A 21328-nucleotide genomic window follows, 5' to 3' on the forward strand; every position below is an offset into this window, starting at 1 on the left:
GCCGGCTCCGGCGCCGGATGCGAACACCCCGCGAGCACGAGCAAGACAACAACAAGCGCCTTCATACCCGAACGACACCGCAGGGCAGCCAGGGGTTCCATCGACGCCGGGCCGATCCGCTGCGATGCTGGGCCGGTGGAGACCACCGTCCGGGTCGAGCGACGGCCCGAGCTTGATGCCATTCGGCTTGTGGTGGTGCTCGGGCTGGTGTTCTTTCACGCCTCGCTGGTGTTCGACACGCGGGACGACTACTACGTGAAGAACGCGCAGACGACCGAGGCGGTCACCTGGGTCGCCGGGCTGGGCGTCGTGTGGGCCATGCCGGCGCTGTTTCTCATCGCGGGGCTCGGGTCGTGGCACTCGCTGGGGCGGCGGGGCACCGGCGGGTTCGTGCGGGAGCGGCTGCTGCGGCTCGGTGTGCCGCTGGTGTTCGCGTCGCTGACCATCATCCCGATTCCACAGTGGATTCGGTATGGGGCGTCCGAGCCGTACCTCGAGTTCCTGCGCAGCTACTTCGACGTTCACCTGGAGCTGTCGGACTTTCCGTTCGTCGTCCAGGGTGAGTTCTTCGAGACGGGTCACCTGTGGTTCGTCGTCCTGCTGCTGACCTTCTCCCTGATCCTCGCCCTCGTGGCGGGGCGCCTGCCGCTGATCGGCGGGCCGATGCGGCATCGCGGCGTGGTGTTCCTGCCGGCCCTTCCGCTCGCGCTGATCGGGGCCCTGCTGGGCATGGAGGAGGCTTTCGCCGGGTGGAGCCGCTGGGCTTACCTGCTTTTCTTCCTGTACGGGTTCCTGCTCGCGGCCGACGGCCGTTTCCGTGCCGCCATGCGGCGTGACGCCCGGTGGGCCGCGGTGATCGGGTTCCTGCTGTTCGGGGCTTCGGGGGCGACGCTGAGCACCGCCGGCGACGATCCGTTCACCTCGATGACCCCGCACGCGATCGTCGCGCGGGTGCTCTTCGGGCTGGCCGGATGGTTCTGGATCGTCGCCATCCTGGGGCTGCTCGACCGCGGGTCGCCGCCGCCGCGCAGCCGGGCCGTCGGCTATCTGGCGGTGGCCGCGCTGCCGCTCTACATCCTGCACCAGCCGATCCTGGTGGTCGTCGCGTTCTTCGTGGTGAGGTGGGACCTGCCGGTGATCGGCAAATACCTTGCCATCGTCGCGATCACGTTCGTGGTCATGTTCGCTGTCTACGATGTGCTGGTGCGGCGTACGAAGGTGACGCGGTTCCTGTTCGGGATGCGGCCGTGAGCATCGTCCTGACCGGGGCCACCACGGGGATCGGCCGAGCCACCGCCCGCCTGCTGGCCGGCTCGGGCGACCATCTCATCCTGCACGGGCTCGAGCCGACGATCTCCGACTTCTCCCCCGACGACCGGATCACCTACTTCCCGGCCGACTTCGGCGATCTGAACGAGGTCGAGCGGCTCGCGGCGCGGATCCGGGCCGCGACCGACAAGATCGACGTCCTGATCAACAACGCCGCCCGGCCGGGACCACCGGTCCGTACGGTCAATGCCGCCGGTCTTGAAGTGACCTTTCAAACGAACTATCTGGCGCCCGTTCTGCTCACGACACGGCTTCTCGACCTGACCCGGCGGGTGGTCAACGTCGCCTCGGCCACGCATCTGTCGGCGACGCTCGGCGACGCCGGCCGTCCCTATTCGGCGGCGGGCGCGTACGCGTACTCCAAATTGGCCCTTGTCGCCTATTCCTGCTGGCTTGCGCGGCGCCGGACCGAGGTCGTCAGCATGCACCCGGGAATCATCGCGACGCCGCTGCTGCACGCCATGTTCGCGATCGGCGGCGACCCGCCCGAGCACGCCGCCGCCAACATCCGCTACGTGGCCTCCCGGCAGCGCGACAACGGCACCTATTACGACGAGCGCAAGCCGGCCCGGCCCAACCCGGAGGCGCTCGACCGGGGCGCGCAGGACCGGCTGATCGAGCTCACCGAGCGCGACCTCGACCTCGAGCTCTGGTGAGCGGCATTCCGTGATGAGATGGGCCGCATGACCTTCCCCAAGCTGATGCACACGGCGCTGGACGCCACGGACGTCCGAGGGCTGGCCGAGTTCTACCGCGAGTTGCTGGGCGTGCGCTACCGCCCCGGCGACGAGACCCCGCAGGAGGGCGAGGACTGGCTCGTGCTGGTCGACGCGGACGGCAAGCGCGTGCTCGCGTTCCAGTGGGTGCCCCAGCTGGCCCGGCCCGACTGGCCGGCCCACGAGGTCCCGAAGCAGATGCACCTCGACTTCCACGTCCCGACCCGGGAAGGCCTGGAAGAGCACCGGCGCCGGGCCGAGGAGCTGGGCGCCACGGTGCTCCTCGACCGAACCGCCGACGACGAGGAGCCGCTGTACGTGCTGGCCGACCCGGCCGGCCACCCGTTCTGCCTCCTCGTCGGAAACCCCTGAGTCCCGGCCCACCAGGCGCCACGAGCCGACATGGAATGATGCCCCTATCTGTCCGCCATGATGACGCCGCAAGACGATTCCCTGGTCAACGACGCGTTCGGTACGGCCACCGTTGATTGTTTCGACTACTACCTTCAGCGGCTGTGCGATTTGCAAGCCTGGCCGGTGTTCCCGCTCGGGCTGGCCGTGGTGTTCTGCAACCTTCCCGGCGAGCAGAGCACCGACTTCCTTCTGTGCCGCAAGGGCGGCGACCTCGCCGCCCACCTGCTGCGGAAACCGGCCTACTGGCCGCACTGGCGGCGCGAGAACGGCGTGGTCGTCAGCGACGGCCGCATCAGCATGCGCGATCCCGGCGGCCGGGCCGGCCTCCCGGACGCCGATCTGATCGAGGTCTCGTCCGCGCTCGCCGCCTGATCGTCACCGACATCTCGTTCTCCTTGGGGTAGTGCCGATGCCGGATCCGATCCTCTGGCCGGCGCCGGACGGCGACATCGGTCATGTGAGCGGCAACAATGGGGGCCTGATGATGCAACGGCTGCTCGACCGGCTTGTCGCGGGTGGGGCCGTGGGCGCGCTGGCCGAGCTGCGCGATGTCAATGGAACGTCACGGGCCTCCAGTGGCGTCGCTGAGCTGGGGACCGCGCGGCCGGTGGATCCGCGGGGGTTCTTCCGGATCGGCAGCGTCACCAAGGTTTTCACGGCGACGGTGGTCCTGCAGTTGGTCAGTGAGGGGCGGATCGCGCTCGACGGACCGGTGGACGGGTACGCGCCGATCACCGTGCGGCAGCTGCTCAACCACACGAGCGGGCTGCGCAACTACACGAAAGACCTGACTACGGAAGGCATTCTGCGCGACCGGAGGCGGAGGTGGACGCCGCAGGAGATCGTTGCGCGGGCCGGTCGAAGTGGACGGGAGTTCGCGCCGGGCACGTCACGGGCGTACAACAACACGGGGTATGTGCTGCTCGGCATGCTCATCGAGGGTGCGACCGGTCAGCCGTACGGGAAAGAGATCGAAGCTCGAATCCTGCGGCCACTGGGGCTCAGCCGGACGCTGGTGCGCGACGACAGCGAGGTGATGCCGTCGCCGCACGCGCGGGCCTATCTGCCGGTGGGCGGGAAGCCGGTCGACATCACCGACTACAACCCGTCCACGGCCGGGCCGGCGGGCGGTCTCATCTCCACCGCCGCGGACGTGAACACGTTCTTCCGGGCGCTGCTGACCGGGGATCTGCTCGGGCCGGGCGAGCACCGGGAACCGCTGACGACCCTGCCGACGGGCACGCCCGGCGTCGAGGGCGGCCTCGGCATCACGCGGTACACACGGCCCGGCGGCGAGACGTTGTGGGGCAAGGAAGGTGGCTTCTTCGGGTATCGCACGTGGTCGTTCCACCGGGAGGACTGCGCATGGCAGTTGACCGTCTCGGCCACGGCCGGGCGCGGCGAGATGCCCACCACGGCCGAGGTCGTCAGACTGCTGCGGGCTCCCTGAGCAGGGAGGCGAGGTCGGCTCGGGCTCGGTCGGTCCATGGGGACGGGCGCTTCGTCGTGGGGTCGAACTTGATGGAGACGCGGTGGCCGTGCGCGTGCTGCACGGAGCCGTCCTCGGAGAGGAGCCGGAAGCCGAGGACCATGCTCGTGGTGCCCGCCTTCTCGGCCCAGATGTGCATGAGCAGCGGGCCGAAGTCGGTGACCGGATGGTCGAACGAGATGGACACCTCGCGCAGCAGCTGGTAGCCGTCCTCGTCCAGCTGATGCCCGGACAGGCGGTAGCCCCGCGAGATCCAGTGGGCGGTCACGGCCCGGTCGAGCAGCGCCACGAAGCGCGGGTGGTACAGCGTGCCGAGGAAGTCCAGGTCGTCCCAGTAGACCTCCACCGGGACGAGGACGCCGTACGGAACGGTGAAGTCGTCGCTCATGTCTCGTACGACGTCCACGGCCGCCCGGGTCTCACCGATGTGATCAACTCCGCACCAGTTTCTCCACCGCCTCGGCGAAGCTCCCGGGCTCCTCGATGTGCCCGAAATGCCCGCTCCTGCCCTGCTCGGCGTAGGTGCTTCCGGGAATGCCGTCGGCGAGCAAGCGCGACCACGAGGGCTCGCAGATCCAGTCGTACGATCCACAGATCGCCAGTGCGGGTGTCGTTATCTGAGCGAGTCGCTCACGAACGTCATACACCTCGCCGTCCTGCGACACGTGCCAGCAGCGGACCGCGTCGCGCAGGGCCCCGTACTCGTCCTCCCGCGCCCGGTAGTCGGCGAAATAGAGCGGCAGGATGGCCTTGAGGTTCGCGGTCGCGCCGGCGTCGGTCTCGGGCCAGGTGGCTTCCAGATCCTGGAGTACGGGGGCCAGACTTGGCACCCGCGCCGCCTGCCGCCGGGCGTTGCGGGCCGCGACCACGTCCAGGTCAGGCCCGTTGCACGGCGCTGTGGCGTACAGGATCAATCCCGCCAGCCGTCCCGGATGGGTGAGCGCGTACTCCTGCGCGACCAGCCCGCCGTGCGAGTGCCCGAGCAGATAGTTCGCGTCCACATGCTCTACCACCGCGTGCACGAACGGAACGTAAGCGCCAACGGTGTAGCCATGCGGATGCGTGGGGAGCCGGCCGGACTCCCCCGTGCCGACCGGCTCCAGGTAGACCGCCGTGACGAACTCCTCGACCAGCGGCATCCGCAGGTAGGACCAGTCGACGCCGGGGCCGCCCGAGTGCATCACGCAGACCGGTCCCCGGCCGGCGACATGAAAACGCTGGACGACCCCGTCCACGGTGATCTCGTGCGTAGTGAGGGCTTGTGTCACTCCCACATCGACGCAACGCGCAGCCGGATGTTCACTTCGCCCGCCATCGCGCACCTCACCGGCCCAGCGCTTAGCGAACGCTCATCTCCCCCTCATCGCGCAGCGAACACTCATCTCCCGACCCAGCGTGCAGCAAACGCGCATCTCAGGGCCCGGCGTGAAGCGAAAGCGCATCTCTCGGCTCAGCGTGCAGCAAACGCTCACCCCTCGGGCCCAGGGTGCAGGGAACGCTCACCCGGCCGTTCAAGTGCGCAGGCGGGTGGTCACGAAATGAGCGATTTCGCGGCGGTTGCGCAGGCGCACGATCGGCAGGGCCGGGCGTCGCGCCGCGGCGGCGGCGATCGTCTGCTCGGTGCGGGCGTGTGTCTTCCACGCCCAGCGGATGATGTGGTCGGGGTCGGTGAAGAACGAGCGCAGCGGGGGCTCCCGGTTGCCGTTCCAGAGCTCCTCACCGCGCGTGGCCCGGCGCACGGTCCGGGCGATGACCTGCCGCATGACCCGCCGGCGCGGCAGGTCGAGCCACAGCAGCAGGTCGGCGCGGTCGGCCAGGTGATCGCGAACGTCCCTGTACTGCCACTCCATCACCCACGCCGGGCCGGCCGCGAACCGGTGAACGTCCTGCACGAACGTGGGCCTCGGCGCCCAGTCAGGGCCGTGCTGAAGAGAGTCGATCTCGACGTACGGCACGTCGAGAACCTCGGCTATGCGCCGCGCCGTCGTGCTCTTGCCGGAGCCGGACGTCCCGGCGACGAGGATGCGGGACGGGTTGTACGGCAGCGGGTCGTCGGGCGACAGCAACGGCACCTCACCAACCTAGCGATCGCCGGGCGGATTCCTCGCACACCGCCTAACCTGATCGATGGGCGTAGATGTCTACCGAAGGGTCGGCGCGATGCGGAAGAAGTTGGCCACCATTCTCAGTGCGGCGCTGCTGGGTGGGGCCCTCTGGTCAGTGCCAGGAACAGCGCAGGCGGCCGCCGGGGAGCGGGCTCCGCTCGTGTCGGCGCGGCCCAGCCCCGCTGAGGTGCAGCGGGCGCTGACGAAGATCGCGCGGGCCAGTGACGGGCGGGTGCGGCTCGGGGTGATCGGGCGCAGCAACGAGGGGCGGGCGCTGCGGCTGGCCAGTGTCGGGCACGGGCCGACGCGGCTGCTCTTCGTCACCCAGCAGCACGGCGACGAGCCGCTGGGCACGCCGGCCGCCATCCGGGCGCTGTGGACGCTCGGTGTGCCGGACACGCCGTGGCAGCGGGCGCTGCTGAAGCGGGTCACGCTCGATGTCGTGGTGCAGGCGAACCCGGACGGCGCGGTGCGCGAGCAGCGGTACAACCACGATCCGAGCGCGTCCGGCGACTACTCGGAGTCGGGCGTCGGCTATGACATCAACCGGTTCCACAATCCCCTGACGCCCATCGAGGAGAACCCGGTGCCGGAGTCGCGGGCCGTCCTGCGGCTGTGGCACGCCAGCCACCCGAAGGTCGTGGTCGACTACCACATGCAGGGGCGCTATCTGCAGCCCGACGGGCGCGAGACGACCGCCTCCATCCTGTGGCCGACGAGTCCGCTCGCCGGGGACGTGACGAAGTCCCGGCAGGTCGCGGTCCGCAACTACGACGCGATGACGAAACTGGCCGGCGCGAACGTCACCCGCTACCCCGGTGGCGAGTACGAAGGCATCGCGCGCAACGCCTACGGAATCCTGGGCAGCGCGTCTCTGCTCGTGGAGCTCTCGGATCTGCCGTACGACCAAATCGAATTTCAGATCCGCACCGCCTACACCTCGATGCTCGCCACCGTCCAGGGCGCGGCCGACGGCTCCCTGTGGCGCGCCGATCCCGCCCGCGCCGACGCGATCCCGGCCCGAGGGCCGGCCCTGCCCGGCGTGACCGCCGAGTCGCTGGACGCCGCGGCCTGACCGGAGCGCCCTGCGAGTTGATCACGGGCGGCGCAGAATGGGGTGATGCGGATTGATCTTTCGGGGAAGACGGCGCTCGTGACCGGCTCTACGCAGGGCATCGGACTGGCCATCGCGGCCGGGCTGGCCGGAGCGGGAGCTCGGGTCGGCGTCAACGGGCGGTCGGGCGAATCGGTTGAGCGGGCCATCGGGGAGCTGGGCGACGGCGATTTCGTGGCGGTGCCGGCCGATGTGGCGACCGAGGAAGGGGCGGCGGCCGTGCTGGAGGTGCTGCCCGAGGCCGACATCCTGGTCAACAACCTGGGGATCTTCGGGGCGCAGCCGGCACTGGAGATCAGCGATGACGACTGGCGGCGGTACTTCGAAGTCAACGTGCTGGCCGCGGTCCGGCTGACCCGCAACTATCTGCCCGGCATGCGCGACCGCGGGTGGGGGCGCATCCAGTACATCGCCAGCGACTCCGCGGTCGTCACCCCGGCCGAGATGATCCACTACGGCATGTCGAAGACGGCGCTGCTGGCGGTGTCGCGCGGTTTCGCCAAGGAGGCGGCCGGTTCCGGCGTCACGGTGAACAGCGTGATCGCCGGGCCGACGCACACCGGTGGCGTCGAAGACTTCGTACGGCAAATGGTCGGCGACGACCTCCCGTGGGACGAGGCACAGCACAAGTTCATGCTCGAGCACCGGCCGCAGTCGTTGCTACAGCGGCTGATCGAGCCCGAGGAGATCGCCAACATGGTGGTCTACCTGTCCTCGCCGCTCGCCTCGGCCACCACCGGCGGCGCCCTCCGCGTCGACGGCGGCTACGTCGACGCGATCCTCCCCTGACGCACGCGGATAAACCTCTGGTGCGAGCAGCCCGCACGGGCCACCATGTCGCCATGTCATCCCAGGTGCGCAGGGTTCGGGCCGGCGAGTGGCGGCTCTATCGCGATTTGCGGCTGGAAGCCTTGCGGGACTCGCCGTCGGCCTTCGACGAACGGTACGCGGATCTGCTGGCATGGCCGGACGACGCCTGGCAGGAGCGGGTCGGGGACGGGGCCACCGGCGCCGAGGAGAGCATGTTCGTGGCCGAGCTCGACGGCAGGTTCGTGGCCAAGGCCACCTGTTTCATCGAGTCGGCCGGAGCATCCGCCCAGGTCGTCGGCGTCTATGTCACTCCGCGCCTTCGCGGCAGCGGCGTCGCCGGCGACCTGATGGCCGCGGTGATGGGGGTGGGCCCGGAACGAGGCCGGTGCGGAGCGGCTTCGGCTTTTCGTCGTACGGGAGAACGAGCGCGCCGCGGCCTTCTACCGGCGCCACGGTTTCGTGGCTACCGGGCTGGCGGTCAAAGGCGAGGACGAGATGGCGTACGACCTCAGGGCAGGGGCGGGATGAGGGCCGCTATCGCCCTCTGGCCGGCGGCGTTCGGGTGGTCGCCGTCGGGGGCCAGCAATGTGGTCGGGTCGTTGGAGCCGTCGGGGCCGTGGAAGGCGGCGTCGGTGGGGATGTAGGTGGAGCCGGTCTGGGTGGCGGCGGTCTGCAGAGCCTTGTTGACCACGGCGGTGGCCGACTCGGAGTCGGAGACCTTGTCGGCGCCGTACGTCTTGGCGGCCACCTTGCCGTCGAGGACCACGTTCCAGTAGCCGAGGACGACCACCCGGGTGCGGTGGACGGCCTCGATGGCCTTGATGGTGGACTCGACGTCGTCCTGGACGCCGGTGGCGACCGCCGGGTATTTCGATGGGTCGTCGAAGTCGCCGGCCATGTCGTTGGCGCCGATCATGATGACCACCTCGGTGGCCGAGGCGAAGACGGCCTTCTCCGCGGGCACGGCGGCCCGTACGTCGGCCGCTGTTGCCCCCGACCTTGCCAGGTTGACGTTCGTCGCGTGCTGGGACGAGGCGTACAGGGCGGGAAATGGTTGGCAGGCGCAGGAAGCACCCGCCGCGACCGAATCGCCCAGGGTGACCACGACCGGCGCCGCCGACGGGTCGCAGGCGGCCAGCAGGAGCAGGAGCAGGACGGCGGCGCGTCTCACGGCTGCGGCCCGGCCAGGTGGGCGGACAGCCAGTCGAAGGCGGGCGCCTCCATCTGGCGCCAGACGGCGCTGCTGTGGCCGCCGTGCGCGACCACCGCGGTCGTCACGGCGAGCGGCTTGTGGGCGGCCGCGGCCAGCAGGCGCGAGTCGTGGGAGCACTGCTTGTCGTCGGCGGCCCAGCCGAGCCACAGCGCGGACGCGGGCTGCGGCAGGTGTTTGAGGCGCCAGAACGGGTTGTTGGTGGTGTGCTCGGAGCCGTCGCCGATGGTGATGCCGGCCGAGGCGTACCCGGAAAGGCTTGCCCCGGCGGCGAACTGGGTGGGATGGCGCAGGGTCAGGTTGATGGCGCAGAACGCCCCGGCCGAGTAGCCGGCGAGGCCCCAGCCGGCGCGGTCGGCGCGAACACGGTAGTGGGCCTTGGCGTAGGCGGGGATGTCGGCGGTCAGGAACGTCTCGGCCTGCGGGCCGTTCTTCAGGTTGGTGCACTCGGTGTCGAGGGTCGGGTTGGTGGTCTGCTGCGGGAAGAGCACCACCGTGGGCGCCATCCGGCCGGAGGCGATCTCCGTGTCCAGTGTGGACTTCACATTGAGCTTGTGCGCCCAGTACTGCGGGGTGCCGGGCACTCCGTGGAACGCCTCGATGACGGGGTAGCGGGTGGTGCCGTCGTGGTAGCCGGCGGGCAGATAGACATACATCGGCAGGGTGAGCTTGCTGGCCGGGCCGTGCACGCTGACGGCGAAAAGTTGGCTCGCGCCGGCGTTGTTCGAGACCGGCACGGCGTCCGTTGCGGTGGGAAAAGCCTCGGTGAGGGCGTTGAGCTGCACGCCCACGGCGGCGACGACGCTGACCACGGAGCCCAGGGCGAGCAGGCTGCGCCACGCCCAGTGCAGCCGGTTCCAGAAGACGGCCAGCGCCACCGCGAACACGAACACGGCGGCCAGCGCCGCCCAGAGCAGGCCGTTCACGTCGGTAGACCCTTCAACGTCTTCGGTGCTTTCAAGGCCGGTGGCAGGGCGCCGTCGGGCTGGTCGAGGACCGCCAGCCCGGCGGGCGCGGCCTTGACGAAGGCGGCGGCCAGCGGCGCGCTCCCCCGCACGTCCCAGTCGATCGCGGTCACCCGCAGGTCGCGGCCGAGCTGAGCGGGCAGCGTCAGCAAGGCGGTGGCGGTCGTGGCCGCGGTGGGTTCGACGGTCACGGTCACCGCTTCGGTTGTACGCCGGGGGGTGCCACCGAACGCCAGCACGACCGGGAAGGCGACGTCGGGCCGGTTCGCGTAGTCGGCCGGGACCGTGATCCGGGGGGCGCGGGCCAGATGCCAGGCGCCCCAGCCCGGCGGGCGCCACTCGAGCGTCCCGGTCAGGGCGTGACCGTCGAGCAGCCCGGCGCGCACCTCCCCGGTGACCGCGACCGTGCCGGTGTCGCCGCGCAACGCCTGCCACGACGGGTAGAACTGCTCGCGCCGGTTGTACTCCAGGCCGGCGGTCAGCACGACGAGCACTTCGAGCAGCAGGATGCCGGCCGTGCGGGTGACCGGGCGCAGCCGGCCGCCGCGCGGCCAGAACACCACCGTTGCCACGCCCACCACGACCGTCAAGGTCGCCGCCAGCGCCAGCAGCGGCCGGCCGGTGAGGCTCACGCCGCCACCTCGGCCCTCTCGCGGGCGGCCCGGCGCAGGCTGGGCAGGCGCGGCTCGGGCAGGAACGCCTCGGCCCGCATGGCCGCGACCGCGATGCGCGGCAGGTCACGGGCGGTCGGGAAGCACAGGTAGCGCGGCACCCAGGACGGCAGATACTTGGCGTTGGAACGGTAGAGCGACTCGATCTGCCACAGTTTCGAAGCGGCGCGCAGCAGCCGGGCCCACAGCCGCAGCACCGGGCCGGCGCCGAGCTCCTCGGCCCGCGCGAAGACCGAGCGCAGGACGGCGAAGTTGAGCGACACCCGCCGTACACCCAAAGAACTTGACTCTTCGAGCACCGAGACGACCATCAGCTCGGTGAGGCCGTTGTCGGCGGTGCGGTCGCCGCGCATCAGGTCGAGCGACAGCCCGTCGGCGCCCCACGGAACGAACTGCAAGAGCCCTCGCAGCTTGCCGTCCTCGTCGTGGCAGAGCACCAGCAGGTTGTCGCCGTCGCACGGATCGCCCAGACGGGACAGCGCCATCGAGAAGCCGCGCTCGACCGGGCCGTCGCGGAAGGCGTCGGCCGCGTGGATGGCGTCGGCCAGCTCGGTACCGGACAGGTCGCGCTGGCGCACCACCCGGCAGGTGTAACCGGCGCGCTGCATCCGGTTGACCGCCTGCCGCACGCCGCGCATGGGCCGGCCGTTCAGCGAGAACGTCGCGGTGTCCACAATGGCCTCGTCGCCGAGCTCGACGACATCGAGACCCGCTTTCTTGTACGCCTTGCCGGCCGCGTTGCCGCAACCGAGCACCGCCGGGGTCCAGCCGTGCTGCTGCGCGTCGGCCAGCCAGGCGCCGATCGCCTCCGGCCAGGCCGACTCGGGGCCGATCGGGTCGCCCGCGGCGAGGCTCACGCCGTTGACGACCCGGTAGGCGATGACGGCGGCCTGGTTCTCCGACCACATCAGGGACTTGTCGTCGCGGGTCGCGAAATAGCTGAGCGAGTCGGCCTTGCCGTACCGCTGAAGAAGCTCGCGCAGGCGCACCTCGCCCTCGGCCGTCCGTTCGGGCCGGCGTGAACCGGGCCGCAGCAGCACCACCAGGGCGACACCGACGGCCAGCAGACCGCACGCCCCGGTCGTGTAGGCGACGATGTCACCGCCGAAACGGTGGCGGAACTCGAGCGGGCCGTGGACGCCGACGAGGCCGAGCGCCGCCTGCTCGGCCCACTGGGAGACGCCCGGGGTACCGACGAGGTGGTTGGCCCGGATCCAGATCTCGATGAAGCCGAGGACGAAACCGGCCGCGGCGAAGCCGATCAGGGCCTGGAGCGAGCGCCAGCGGTTGGGGCGGTCGGCCAGGGCGGTGAACCGGTCCTGCGTGGCCAGCAGCATCACGAAGAGGACGGCGCTGACCCCGGCCGCATAGAAATCGAGACCCTTCAGCAGATGCAGGGCGACGGCGAGCCCCGAGAGGCCGACCGCGACCTGCCAGGCGCGGCGCTTCCCGCGGCGCAGACCGGCGCCCAGATAGATCAGGAGCAGACCCACGACCACGGTGGCCGCGCGGGCCGAGAACACGCCGAAGGCGGGAACGAACTCCATCAGCACGGAGTGGTGTCCGCGCCGGTGCGGTGCGAGGGTGGACAGGACATCGAGGAGGCCGGTCACCTGGACCAACCGGGCGATCGTCCGTCTGGAGAGCGGTGGACTCGCCAACCGGGTCTGCTTCATAGGGCCATCTTCTGTGCGCGACCTGTGTAATGCCCGTGAAGTCGGCTGTGCGCTTGCTCAAGGGTGTCGAGCAGCACAAACTCGTTTTGCGAGGTCACGCGCCGCACGGGCAGCGGCTACTTCCCGTACGGGCAACGGGAACCCGCCGCGCGGCCCGGCGGGTGTGAGCTAGGCCGCAGGGAAATCGGTGGAGCGGCTGACGTGCGCCCACTTCTCGGCCTCGGCGTTACGGGCCGCCCCGGCCTCGAGGGCGGAGGCGACGGCCACCGAACCGAGGGGCAGCCGGCGCGGCGGCTCCTGCTCCTCGACGACGCGGACGATGGCGGCGCCGGCCCGGTCCGGGTCGCCGGGCTGCTTGCCGTCGGTCGCCTCCCGCAGCTCGTGGAAACGGCCCACGGACGCCTCGTAGTCGGGGCCGACCTCGTGCCGGACCATGGAGGCGCCCTGCCAGTCGGTGCGGAAGGCGCCCGGCTCGACGATGATCACCTTGACGCCGAACGGGGCGGTCTCGGCGGCCAGAACCTCGGAGAAGCCCTCGACGGCGTACTTGGCGGTCTGATAGGCACCCATGCCGGGCGTGCCGCCGACCCGGCCGCCGATCGAGGAGACCTGCACGAAGGTGCCGCCGCGCTGGGCCCGCAGGACCGGCAGGGCGGCGCGGGTGACGTTGACGACGCCGAACAGGTTCGCCTCGACCTGGTCGCGGAAATCGGCCGGGTCCATCTCCTCGATGGGGGCGCTGTTGGCGTAGCCGGCGTTGTTCACGACGACGTCGAGCCGGCCGAAGGCCTCGAGGGTGGCGGCGACCGCGGCCTCGGCGGCGGCGGGGTCGGTGACGTCGAGGGCGACGGCCCGCACGGAATCGGGAAACTTCGCCACCAGATCGTCCAGCTGCTCCGGGCGGCGGGCGGTCGCCACCACCGAGGCGCCGTCGGCGGCGGCCGCCTCCGCGATCGACCGGCCCAGGCCGCGCGAACTCCCGGTGACCAGCCAAACCTTGGGCTCAGACATGTTGTCCACCTCTCGTGTTGTTTCCTCAACAATTGCTGCCGAAAGGTGCGGGCGCGCCCGTGTCTCACACGGGTCGTGCGCCCCGGTGACGGCGGTCACGCCGTTTAATCGTCGGATGAAGTTGGTCGTCATCCGCGGTAACAGCGGCTCCGGGAAGACCACCGTGGCCCATGAGGTCCGACGGCGGTACGGGCGCGGTTGCGCGCTGGTCGAGCAGGACTATCTGCGCCGCGTCGTGCTGCGCGAGCACGGCAGCGACGGCACGCCGACGGTCGCGCCGGCCTTCATCACGACAGTCGTGCGGGCGGCGCTCGGGCACGGCTACCACGTGATCCTGGAGGGGATCCTGCACTCGGGCCAGCACGGCGGGCCGCTGCGCGAGTTGATCGCCTCCCACCCGGAGACGAGCATCTACTGGATGGAGGTCTCATTCGACGAGACCGTACGGCGGCACGGACAGCGCCCGGCGCCGATTCCGGTCACCGCCGATCAGATGCGCGCGTGGCACACGCCGATGGACCTCCTCGGCGCCCCCGGCGAGCAGATCATCCCCGAAGCGTCCTCGTTCGAGGCGACGGTCACGGAGATCCTGCACAGCAGTGGACTCGCCGGCGCGGCACCAGAGACACCCTGCCCGGTCCAGTGCCCGCGCTGCGCGGTCAAACGGGGAAGAAGCTCGTCCGGGTGAACTCGACCGCGTCCAGCCGCTCGTAGAAGCGCCGGGCGGAATCATTGCCGCCGATGACCGAGACGATGGCGAAGCGGACGCCGCATCGCCGCCAGTGCGCTCGCACCTCCGCGACCAGAGCCGTACCGAGGCCGTGCCCGCGCGCCTCCGCGGCGACGGCCAGCGTCTCCAGGCGGCCCACCCGGTCGCCGAAGTCCCACGCGCCCGCCGACGAGGTGACCCTGGCGGCGGCGTACCCCTGCACGACGTCGTCTCGTTCGGCGACGAGCAACAGCCAGTCCGGCTCGGCCGACCACGCCGTGTATTGGCGCCGCCGTCCCTGCCAGCTGGCCTCCGGACCCACTGGCGGGACCCGCGCTCCGATGGCCGCGCCGACCTCGTAGTGATGAGCGGTCAACGACTTCCACAACTGGGCGACCTCGTCGATGTCAGCCGCCGCTCGCACCACCGTCATGGCACCATCTTCCATTGATGACCGCAAACAGGCAGCAGGTGCTCGACGAGCTGGCCGGGGGGATTCTCGCGCTCGCGCCCGGTCATCCTGTGCGCGTGGGGGTCGATGGGCACTCGGCCGCCGGCAAGACGACGTTCGCGGACGAGCTGGCGGCGGTGCTGCGCGCGCGGACGGGCCGGTCTGTGCTCCGGGTCATGCTGGACAGATTCAAACGCCACGTCGATTTGCGTACGGGGTATCCGGCCGGCTCGCCGGAAAGCTACTACCACGAGATGTTCGACGTCGACGCGATCCGCGACGTGCTGCTGGCGCCGCTCGGGCCGGGTGGGGATCGCCGCTACCGCACGGAAGTCATGGACTTTCGCGGGCGGACGCCGGTCGACTCCGGCGTGCGGGTGGCGCCGGACGACGCGATCCTCGTGGCCGACGGGGCTTTCCTGCAGAAGCCGGCCCTGGCGCCGTACTGGGATCTGCGCGTCTACCTGCACATCGAGGTGGACGAGGTGCTGCGCCGCGGCACGGCCCGCGACCAGGCCTGGATGGAGTCGGCGGAGGCGGCGGCCCAGCGGTACCGCGACTACTACATCCCCGGTGAGCTGCTCTATCTGGCCGAGGTGGGCCCGGCCGAGCGGGCCGACGTCGTCGTCGACAACAGCGATTTCACCGCGCCTCGGCTGGTGCGCGCAGGTAGCGGCGGCGGTAGACGCGCTGGGCGAGCAGCAGAGCGGGGAACGCCCGGCCCCACCAACCGTCCGCGGGGCGGGTCAGGGAGCGCAGGGTGAGCCAGACGCGGCCGTCCGGGGTGCGGTGGACGATGAAAGCCTCCTCGCCGCTGACCGGGTGGCCGCGCAGGGTGCCGTAGGCGAAGCCGCAACGGTCCAGGCTGTCCACGACGGCGACCACGCGGACCGGCTCGCGCACGCGCAACGGGCCGACCCGGGCTACCAGTTCGTAGCCGGCGCCGGTGCGGGCCCGGATGTCGCCGCCGTCGGCCGGGGTGACGGTGAAACCGCTGCGGCGCTTGACCTGCCAGGTCATCACGGCCTCGGCCACTGCGTGCCAGCGGTCGGCGCCGCCGCCCAGGCCGATGGTCCGCTCGAAGCCCCGGTAGCCGGGCGGCCGGCTCGGCCACTCGTCGTCCGCGGGTCGCGTTGCTCCGGCGACGTCGTAGTTGAGCCGTGGCGTGCGCTGGGTCATGACAGTGAATTCCCTGGATCGCTGTGCGTGGTTCGAGGAATGGCTCACCTCGTGGATTCGCTGCTCGCCGTGGTCCTGTTCGCGCTGCTGCTTCCGCTGCTCGCCCTTCCGTGGATCCACCGGCAGTACAAACGCTACGGCAGGCTGCGGGGATGGTCCGCGATCCTCGCGGCGTCCGAGGTCCTCTATCTCTGCGGGCTGCTGGCCTTCACCCTCTTCCCGCTGCCGGACGACACGGCCGCCTACTGCGCGGCCCGGACCACGGTTCGGTCTGTTCGCGTGCCCCTACCGGGTCGCCGACACCGGCGACCTCATCACCAACACCGCCGGCGCGGTGCTGGGCTGGCTGATCGCGGCCCTGATCGGGCGGTTCCTGCCCGGCCCGCACCCGGCGCCCTCGCCGGACGTCGAGCAGCCGGGTCTGCTGCGGCGGGGCCTGGCCGTCGGCGCCGACCTGCTGATCGGCTTCCTGGCGACGTCGAGCGTGCTCGCCGTCTTCCCGGAGGCCGGGGCGGCGGCGGTGGCGCTCACCGCGTACGGCATAAGCACGCTCTTGATTCCGCTTTCACGCCGTGACCATGCCACGCTGGGCCAGGCCACCCTCCTGCTGGCCCCGGAGTCGGGCCGGGCGGTCTGGCCCCGCTTCCTCGTGTGGTGGCTGCCGGTGGCGCTCCTGCAGGCCGGCGGCCGCTTCGCGGTGATTCTCTGGGCGATGCTGGTCATCGGCGTGCTCGCCCGGCTCCGCCGCGACCGGCGCAGCGTCCTGGAACTGGTGTCGCGGACCACGACCTCGACCAGAGAGGTCAGGCGGCGAGGCTGCTCTTGAGGAAGGCGTCGATCTCGGCCACGGCCGGGTCGACGTACTCCGGCTTGTCGTAGAGGTCGACGTGGCTGGCGCCCTCGAGCCAGACCAGGCGCTTGGGGCCGGTGTGGCGCTGGAAGGCCTCGACGCCCATCCAGGCGGTGACCGCGCGGCGGCCGATGACCGACAGCAGCGGGCGGTCGCCGATCAGCGGGACGGCGGCCCAGGCGTCGAACAGGGCCAGGCGGTCGATGCTCTGCCACGGCAGGGCCTTGGTCGAGCGGGGGTGCTCGCCGCGCGGGGTGCAGTAGTACTCGACACCCTCGAAGCCGTGCTCGCCGCCGAGCTCACGGCCCTGCTCGGGAGTGGCCGGGAAGAGCGGGAAGCTCTGCGAGCCCTCGCCGCGGGCCTCGGCGGTGCGGGCGGCCGCGGCGGCGTCCAGCATGCCCTGGAAGACGGCCGGGTCCTGGTCGCCGTCGGCGCCGAAGCGGAACTGGCGGGCGATGTCGACGCCGCTGACCGTGGCCACCGCCTTGATGCGGTGGTCGCCGGCGGTGGCGTTGAGCACGTAGCCGCCGGAGGCGCAGATGCCCAGCGCGCCGATCCGCTCGGCGTCGGCCTCGGGACGGGTGGTCAGGTAGCTGACGGCCGCCTTGAGGTCCTCGATGCGGTGGGCCGGGTCCTCCAGGCCGCGCGGCAGGCCCTCCGACTCGCCCTGGTAGGCGGCGTCGAAAGCGAGGGCGACGTAGCCGCGCTCGGCCAGCTTTCCGGCGTAGAGGCCGGCCGCCTGCTCCTTGACCCCGCTGCCGGGGTGCCCGACGACGACCGCCGGGAGGTTGCCGATGCCGGCGCCTTCGGGCAGGTAGAGGTTGCCGGCGATGCGGAGGCCCTGGCTGTCGAAGTTCACGTCGATTTTGTGCATGGCGAAATAGCCCTTTCTCATAGGGGTGGTGTGACGGGTCGGTTGGCTCTACGCCTGCGGGACGGTGGTCCAGGAGGCGAGGATGCGCAGGGCATCGTGGGACGGGGTGCCGGGCTCGGCGGTGACGATCATCAGCTCCTGGCCGCTGCCGTCCGGGCTGGCCCAGACATCACAGTCGAGGGTCAGGTCACCGACGACCGGGTGGTGGTAATGCTTGGTGCCGTAGCTGGCGCCGTTGACGCGGTGCTCGGCCCACCACGTACGGAAATCGGGGTCCCGCACGGCGAGGTCGCCGACCAGCCGGACCAGCTCGGGGTCGCCGGGGTCGGCCGCGGCCCGGGTGCGCAGCGCGGCGACGGCATCCCGCGCGTCGTGCCGCCAATCGGCGTGCAGGGCTCGCATTCCGGGGTCGGTGAAGAGCAGGCGGACATAGTTACGGTTCTTCTCCAGTACGCCGGCGAAGTCGGTGAAGAGGGCCGCAGCCGCACTGTTCCAGGCGAGGACGTCCATCCGCTCGCCCAGAACGATGGCCGGCGACTCGCCGAGCTGGTCGAGCAGCCGCCGCATGGCCGGGCGCAGCTTCGGCGCGGGCCGGCGGCGCCGCGGGCGTGCGTCCGTCTTGCCCGCGACCTCGTACAGATAAGCCTCCTGGTCCTCGCTCAGCCGCAAGGCCCGGGCCAGCGTCGCCAGCACCGAGGCCGACGCCGCGACCCGGCCCTGCTCGAGCCGCGCGTAGTAGTCGACGCTGATCGCCGCCAGCGCCGCGACCTCCTCGCGCCGCAGGCCTTTCACCCGGCGGCGGTCGCCGTACCCGGGCAGTCCCACCGCCCGCGGCGTCAGCTCGGTGCGCCGCGCCTTGAGGAAGTCGCCCAGCTCGGAAGAGGTCATGACCCAATACTGCGCGCCCGTCCCCGGCCCTGGCAGGGCAGAATCCTTCCCCCTTTCTCAGGACGAGCGTGGGGAACGGGCGGCGGTCAGTTCGCGGCGGTTGGCCACGCCGAGCTTGGCGTAGACGCGGCGGAGGTGCCATTCGACCGTGCGAGGGCTGAGGAACAGGGCCGCGCCGATCTCGGCGTTGGTGCGGCCGGCCACCGTCAGCTGGGCGATCGCCGCCTCCTGGGTGGTGAGCTCGCGGCGGTCGTCCGGGGTGGCGGCGCCGACCACCTCGCCGGCGAGCACGAGCTCCCGCGCGGCGCGGCCGGCCCACAGGTGGGCGCCCATGGTGGTGAAAGCCTGGTGGGCCGCGCGCAACTCGGCCCGGGCCTCGTCCAGGCGGCCCAGGCGGCGCAGCCACTCGCCGTACAGCAGCCTCGCCCGTTGCCCCTCGACGCCCGTGCCGGTGCGGGAGAGCAGGTCGATCGCGTCGCGGTAGAGCTGCTCGGCCTGACCGTCCGGAGCCGTGAGGGCGTCGACGACCGCTTTCACGCCCAGGGCGCCCGGTGTGGGCGTGGTGGCGACGGTCTCCGCCAGCTGGTCGCGCGCCGCCTCGGCGATGTCCCGTTCGCCGGCGCCGGCGGCCGCCTCGGCCAGCTCGCGAAGGCACCACTGGTAGGTCGCCAGCTCGCGGTAGGCGGTCATCTCCTGTGCCGCCCGCAGCGCCGCCCGATGGTTGCCCAGGGCCAGGTGGAGCTTGGCCAGGGCGTCCTTGGCCAGCGAGTGCAGGCGCCCGTTGCCGTGGGCCGCCGCCTCGTCGAGCTTGGCCGCGATCAAGGTCTCGGCCTCGTCGGCGGGTCCGCGCCGGACCGCGAGGTTGAGGCGGGAGATCTGGTAGACGGAGGCGCCGGTCGCGCGGGCCACCTCGTCGATCTCGTCGAGCACCTCGGCCGCCTCGGTCAGCCGGCCGTCGTTGATGAGGCTGACCGCCCACATGACCAGGGCGTCCGGCAGCTGGGCGAGCGCGCCGGCGCCGAACGCGGAGCGGATCGCCTGGCGGCTCAGGCGGCCCGCCACGTCGGTGCGGAACATCTCGGAGGCGACCGGCAGGGTCAGCCACAGCAGGCCGGGGTCGCCGTGCTCGTCGGCCGCGTCCAGGCAGCGGTTGAGCAGCGGGGCGGCCGCTGTCCGGCCGTCGAGGACCCAGGAGACGAGGCCGGTCAGGAGCAGGTCGGCGAAAGTCTCGCCATCGAGCGCGGCGTCGCGGGCGGCCTGGGCGGCCACCCGTAGGTCGTCGCCGCCGAAACGGCCGGCGTAGACGGCGGCGCCGATCGCCAGCAGGAAGGTGTCGCGGGCGGCGACCGGGTCGAGCTTCTCCAGGCGGCGGGCGGCGGCCAGCAAGGGCGGGCCGGCGTCGCGCCCGTGACTGAGCTTGAACGCGACCTGCGCCCGCAGGCGCTCGAGGCGGGCCTGCTGGAGGGCGTCGAGCGGGCAGAGCTCGGCCGCACCGAGAAGGCCGGGCACGGCCGCGTAGGAACCGGCCTCGGCCTGGGCGCCGGCCGCGGCCAGCAGGATCGTGCCGCGACGGGACGGGGCGGCGGTCAGCTCGGCCGCCCGTTCCAGCAGGGCGGCCGCCGCGGCCCAGCCACCGCGGGCCATCGCCCGGCCGGCGGAGCCCTCGAGCTCGGCCGCGACCTGCTCGTCGGGGCCGGCGGCGGCGTGCGCGCGATGCCAGGCGCGGCGGTCGGGGTCGATGACGGGGTCGGTCACCTCGGCCAGCGCGGCGTGCACGGCGCGGACTTCGGCGGTCGCGGCGCACCGCCGTACGGCCGAACGCACCAAAGGATGCCGGAAGCGCACCCGCGCGCCCAGCTCGATCAGGTCGTCCGCCTCGGCCGGACCGGCCGACTCGGGTCCCACGCCCATCAACTCCAGGGCCCGCCACAGCATCAGCGAGTCGCCCACCGGCTCCATGGCCGCGGCCAGCAACATGGTGCGGGTTGCCGGCGGAAGCGCCCGGATCCGGCGCTCGAAGCCCGCCTCGACCCGGTCGGCGAAGGGGGCCGCGGACGAACCGTCGAACCCGAACGCGAGCTCGGCCGGCGACAGCGACCGCGGCAACTCGAGCAGGGCGAGCGGGTTGCCCCGGGTCTCGGCCACGATGCGGTCCCGGACGCGCGGATCGACCGGACCGGTCAGCGCCGAGTCCAGCAACTCGCGCGCCTCGGCCGCGGGCAGGCCGTCGACGCGCAGCTCCGGCAGGCCCCGCAGCAGGTCGCCGGGGCTGCGAACGGCGAAGACGAGGGCGGCCGACTCGGCCGACAGGCGCCGTGCCACGAAACCCAGGGCCACCGCGGACGCGGCGTCGATCCACTGCACGTCGTCGACGACGCAGACCAGCGGCCGCCGGGCGGCGGCCTCGGCGAACAGTCCGAGCACCGCGACGCCGACCAGCAACTGCTCCGGCACCGGGCCCACGGCGAGACCGAAGGCGGTGTTCAGGGCGCCCCGCTGACCGGCCGGCAGGGCGTCGAGATGGCCGAGCAGTGGCGCGCAGACCTGGTGCAGGGCCGAATAGGCCATCTCCGACTCGGCCTCGACGCCCGAGGCGCGGAGCACCCGGGCGAACGACGCCCGCTCGGCCAGATGGTCCAGCAGGGCGGTCTTGCCGCTGCCGGCCTCACCGCGCAGGACCAGCGTGCCACTGCGGCCCGACCGCACCTGTCCTAACAGGTCGTCGAGCACCTGCCGTTCCCGCCGGCGACCGCGAAGCACGCCCACCAGCCTAAGCCGTCGGCGGCGGCCTCGTCGATCGGCCGCTCCTTCGGCGCTGACACCGGGTGACCCACGTCGCCCACCACCGGTGGTACGGGCCGCACACC

22 protein-coding genes and 1 pseudogene are annotated in these 21328 nt (G+C 71.6%); 10 read left to right on the forward strand and 13 right to left on the reverse strand.

The window, feature by feature from the left end; genetic code table 11:
• The first annotated feature begins 135 nt into the window (after positions 1-135).
• From CRP55_RS35710 to CRP55_RS35730, 5 genes are read left to right on the forward strand one after another with little or no spacing between them, the layout of a single operon-like run.
• Positions 136-1251, forward strand: coding sequence for an acyltransferase family protein (locus CRP55_RS35710; RefSeq protein WP_097326213.1), 1116 nt, complete (start codon positions 136-138; stop codon positions 1249-1251).
• Entirely contained in the window at positions 1248-1985 is a 738-nt protein-coding gene (locus CRP55_RS35715) for an SDR family NAD(P)-dependent oxidoreductase (protein ID WP_097326215.1), read from the forward strand. Before CRP55_RS35710 ends, CRP55_RS35715 begins: the two co-directional genes overlap by 4 nt.
• Positions 1986-2012: 27 nt before the next feature.
• Positions 2013-2417 carry a VOC family protein gene (locus CRP55_RS35720; RefSeq protein ID WP_097326417.1) on the forward strand — a complete coding sequence of 135 codons (405 nt, stop codon included), beginning with the start codon at positions 2013-2015 and terminating at the stop codon, positions 2415-2417.
• 57 nt (positions 2418-2474) lie between these two features.
• A complete protein-coding gene (locus CRP55_RS35725) occupies positions 2475-2831 on the forward strand; it encodes a hypothetical protein (protein WP_097326217.1) in 357 nt (118 codons plus the stop codon).
• A 37-nt stretch (positions 2832-2868) separates the two neighbouring features.
• Positions 2869-3909 (forward strand): serine hydrolase domain-containing protein, encoded by a 1041-nt coding sequence (locus tag CRP55_RS35730; protein WP_097326219.1) that lies wholly within the window; start codon positions 2869-2871, stop codon positions 3907-3909.
• Here the strand turns inward: CRP55_RS35730 and CRP55_RS35735 are convergent.
• The 3 genes from CRP55_RS35735 to CRP55_RS35745 form a co-directional block, all read right to left on the reverse strand.
• A complete protein-coding gene (locus CRP55_RS35735; protein ID WP_097326221.1) occupies positions 3887-4336 on the reverse strand; it encodes an acyl-CoA thioesterase in 450 nt (149 codons plus the stop codon). The genes CRP55_RS35730 and CRP55_RS35735 overlap by 23 nt on opposite strands.
• Before the next feature lie 43 nt (positions 4337-4379).
• Entirely contained in the window at positions 4380-5216 is an 837-nt protein-coding gene (locus CRP55_RS35740; protein ID WP_218854783.1) for an alpha/beta fold hydrolase, read from the reverse strand.
• A 243-nt stretch (positions 5217-5459) separates the two neighbouring features.
• Positions 5460-6020 (reverse strand): P-loop NTPase family protein, encoded by a 561-nt coding sequence (locus CRP55_RS35745; RefSeq protein WP_218854784.1) that lies wholly within the window; start codon positions 6018-6020, stop codon positions 5460-5462.
• 88 nt (positions 6021-6108) lie between these two features.
• On the opposite strand from CRP55_RS35745, the gene CRP55_RS35750 reads away from it, so the two are divergent.
• The 3 genes and pseudogenes from CRP55_RS35750 to CRP55_RS56335 all read left to right on the forward strand — a co-directional run bounded on the left by CRP55_RS35750 (position 6109) and on the right by CRP55_RS56335 (position 8505).
• Positions 6109-7128 (forward strand): M14 family zinc carboxypeptidase, encoded by a 1020-nt coding sequence (locus CRP55_RS35750; protein WP_179855466.1) that lies wholly within the window; start codon positions 6109-6111, stop codon positions 7126-7128.
• A 45-nt stretch (positions 7129-7173) separates the two neighbouring features.
• The gene (locus tag CRP55_RS35755; RefSeq protein WP_097326222.1) at positions 7174-7956 is read left to right on the forward strand and encodes an SDR family NAD(P)-dependent oxidoreductase; all 783 of its coding nucleotides are present in this window, start codon (positions 7174-7176) and stop codon (positions 7954-7956) included.
• Between the two features lie 53 nt (positions 7957-8009).
• Positions 8010-8505: pseudogene (locus tag CRP55_RS56335) on the forward strand (GNAT family N-acetyltransferase).
• Here CRP55_RS56335 and CRP55_RS35765 read toward each other — a convergent pair.
• The 5 genes from CRP55_RS35765 to CRP55_RS35785 form a co-directional block, all read right to left on the reverse strand.
• On the reverse strand, positions 8486-9148 hold the full coding sequence (locus CRP55_RS35765; protein ID WP_097326226.1) for an SGNH/GDSL hydrolase family protein: 663 nt from the start codon (positions 9146-9148) through the stop codon (positions 8486-8488). The pseudogene CRP55_RS56335 and the gene CRP55_RS35765 sit on opposite strands and share 20 nt — an antisense overlap.
• Positions 9145-10113 carry an alpha/beta hydrolase gene (locus tag CRP55_RS35770; protein ID WP_245923585.1) on the reverse strand — a complete coding sequence of 323 codons (969 nt, stop codon included), beginning with the start codon at positions 10111-10113 and terminating at the stop codon, positions 9145-9147. Before CRP55_RS35770 ends, CRP55_RS35765 begins: the two co-directional genes overlap by 4 nt.
• On the reverse strand, positions 10110-10784 hold the full coding sequence (locus CRP55_RS35775) for a hypothetical protein (protein ID WP_097326228.1): 675 nt from the start codon (positions 10782-10784) through the stop codon (positions 10110-10112). The genes CRP55_RS35770 and CRP55_RS35775 overlap by 4 nt, the downstream gene beginning before the upstream one ends.
• Positions 10781-12499, reverse strand: coding sequence for a phosphatidylglycerol lysyltransferase domain-containing protein (locus CRP55_RS35780; RefSeq protein ID WP_097326229.1), 1719 nt, complete (start codon positions 12497-12499; stop codon positions 10781-10783). Before CRP55_RS35780 ends, CRP55_RS35775 begins: the two co-directional genes overlap by 4 nt.
• Positions 12500-12667: 168 nt before the next feature.
• A complete protein-coding gene (locus CRP55_RS35785) occupies positions 12668-13510 on the reverse strand; it encodes an oxidoreductase (protein WP_097326428.1) in 843 nt (280 codons plus the stop codon).
• 115 nt (positions 13511-13625) lie between these two features.
• Between CRP55_RS35785 and CRP55_RS35790 the strand changes: the two genes are divergently transcribed.
• The gene (locus CRP55_RS35790; RefSeq protein ID WP_097326231.1) at positions 13626-14198 is read left to right on the forward strand and encodes an AAA family ATPase; all 573 of its coding nucleotides are present in this window, start codon (positions 13626-13628) and stop codon (positions 14196-14198) included.
• On the opposite strand, the gene CRP55_RS35795 is transcribed toward CRP55_RS35790, so the two are convergent.
• Both CRP55_RS35795 and CRP55_RS35800 read right to left on the reverse strand, forming a co-directional pair.
• The gene (locus tag CRP55_RS35795; RefSeq protein WP_179855467.1) at positions 14170-14652 is read right to left on the reverse strand and encodes a GNAT family N-acetyltransferase; all 483 of its coding nucleotides are present in this window, start codon (positions 14650-14652) and stop codon (positions 14170-14172) included. The genes CRP55_RS35790 and CRP55_RS35795 overlap by 29 nt on opposite strands.
• Before the next feature lie 660 nt (positions 14653-15312).
• Entirely contained in the window at positions 15313-15849 is a 537-nt protein-coding gene (locus tag CRP55_RS35800; protein ID WP_097326234.1) for a DUF1990 domain-containing protein, read from the reverse strand.
• Between the two features lie 334 nt (positions 15850-16183).
• Between CRP55_RS35800 and CRP55_RS35805 the strand changes: the two genes are divergently transcribed.
• Positions 16184-16675: a hypothetical protein gene (locus CRP55_RS35805; protein ID WP_097326235.1), complete on the forward strand. Its 492-nt coding sequence runs from the start codon at positions 16184-16186 to the stop codon at positions 16673-16675.
• Here CRP55_RS35805 and CRP55_RS35810 read toward each other — a convergent pair.
• From CRP55_RS35810 to CRP55_RS35820, 3 genes are read right to left on the reverse strand one after another with little or no spacing between them, the layout of a single operon-like run.
• Positions 16653-17594: an alpha/beta hydrolase gene (locus CRP55_RS35810; protein WP_218854785.1), complete on the reverse strand. Its 942-nt coding sequence runs from the start codon at positions 17592-17594 to the stop codon at positions 16653-16655. The two genes, CRP55_RS35805 and CRP55_RS35810, sit on opposite strands and share 23 nt — an antisense overlap.
• A gap of 27 nt (positions 17595-17621) precedes the next feature.
• Positions 17622-18461 carry a helix-turn-helix domain-containing protein gene (locus CRP55_RS35815; RefSeq protein ID WP_097326239.1) on the reverse strand — a complete coding sequence of 280 codons (840 nt, stop codon included), beginning with the start codon at positions 18459-18461 and terminating at the stop codon, positions 17622-17624.
• A 57-nt stretch (positions 18462-18518) separates the two neighbouring features.
• Positions 18519-21221, reverse strand: coding sequence for an ATP-binding protein (locus CRP55_RS35820; RefSeq protein ID WP_245923586.1), 2703 nt, complete (start codon positions 21219-21221; stop codon positions 18519-18521).
• Positions 21222-21328: the final 107 nt, after the last annotated feature.

Origin of the sequence: Paractinoplanes atraurantiacus, from assembly GCF_900215205.1 — a bacterium.
Taxonomy (GTDB): Bacteria; Actinomycetota; Actinomycetes; order Mycobacteriales; family Micromonosporaceae; genus Actinoplanes; species Actinoplanes atraurantiacus.

Excerpts from the sequence above, each read along its gene's own strand:
- CRP55_RS35790 (WP_097326231.1), top strand. The coding sequence starts at position 13,626 with ATGAAGTTGGTCGTCATCCGCGGTAACAGCGGCTCCGGGAAGACCACC.
- CRP55_RS35785 (WP_097326428.1), bottom strand. The coding sequence starts at position 13,510 with ATGTCTGAGCCCAAGGTTTGGCTGGTCACCGGGAGTTCGCGCGGCCTG.
- CRP55_RS35750 (WP_179855466.1), top strand. The coding sequence starts at position 6,109 with ATGCGGAAGAAGTTGGCCACCATTCTCAGTGCGGCGCTGCTGGGTGGG.
- CRP55_RS35780 (WP_097326229.1), bottom strand. The coding sequence starts at position 12,499 with ATGAAGCAGACCCGGTTGGCGAGTCCACCGCTCTCCAGACGGACGATC.
- CRP55_RS35720 (WP_097326417.1), top strand. The coding sequence starts at position 2,013 with ATGACCTTCCCCAAGCTGATGCACACGGCGCTGGACGCCACGGACGTC.
- CRP55_RS35810 (WP_218854785.1), bottom strand. The coding sequence starts at position 17,594 with ATGAGAAAGGGCTATTTCGCCATGCACAAAATCGACGTGAACTTCGAC.
- CRP55_RS35815 (WP_097326239.1), bottom strand. The coding sequence starts at position 18,461 with ATGACCTCTTCCGAGCTGGGCGACTTCCTCAAGGCGCGGCGCACCGAG.
- CRP55_RS35730 (WP_097326219.1), top strand. The coding sequence starts at position 2,869 with ATGCCGGATCCGATCCTCTGGCCGGCGCCGGACGGCGACATCGGTCAT.
- CRP55_RS35735 (WP_097326221.1), bottom strand. The coding sequence starts at position 4,336 with ATGAGCGACGACTTCACCGTTCCGTACGGCGTCCTCGTCCCGGTGGAG.
- CRP55_RS35755 (WP_097326222.1), top strand. The coding sequence starts at position 7,174 with ATGCGGATTGATCTTTCGGGGAAGACGGCGCTCGTGACCGGCTCTACG.
- CRP55_RS35800 (WP_097326234.1), bottom strand. The coding sequence starts at position 15,849 with ATGACCCAGCGCACGCCACGGCTCAACTACGACGTCGCCGGAGCAACG.
- CRP55_RS35725 (WP_097326217.1), top strand. The coding sequence starts at position 2,475 with ATGATGACGCCGCAAGACGATTCCCTGGTCAACGACGCGTTCGGTACG.
- CRP55_RS35795 (WP_179855467.1), bottom strand. The coding sequence starts at position 14,652 with ATGACGGTGGTGCGAGCGGCGGCTGACATCGACGAGGTCGCCCAGTTG.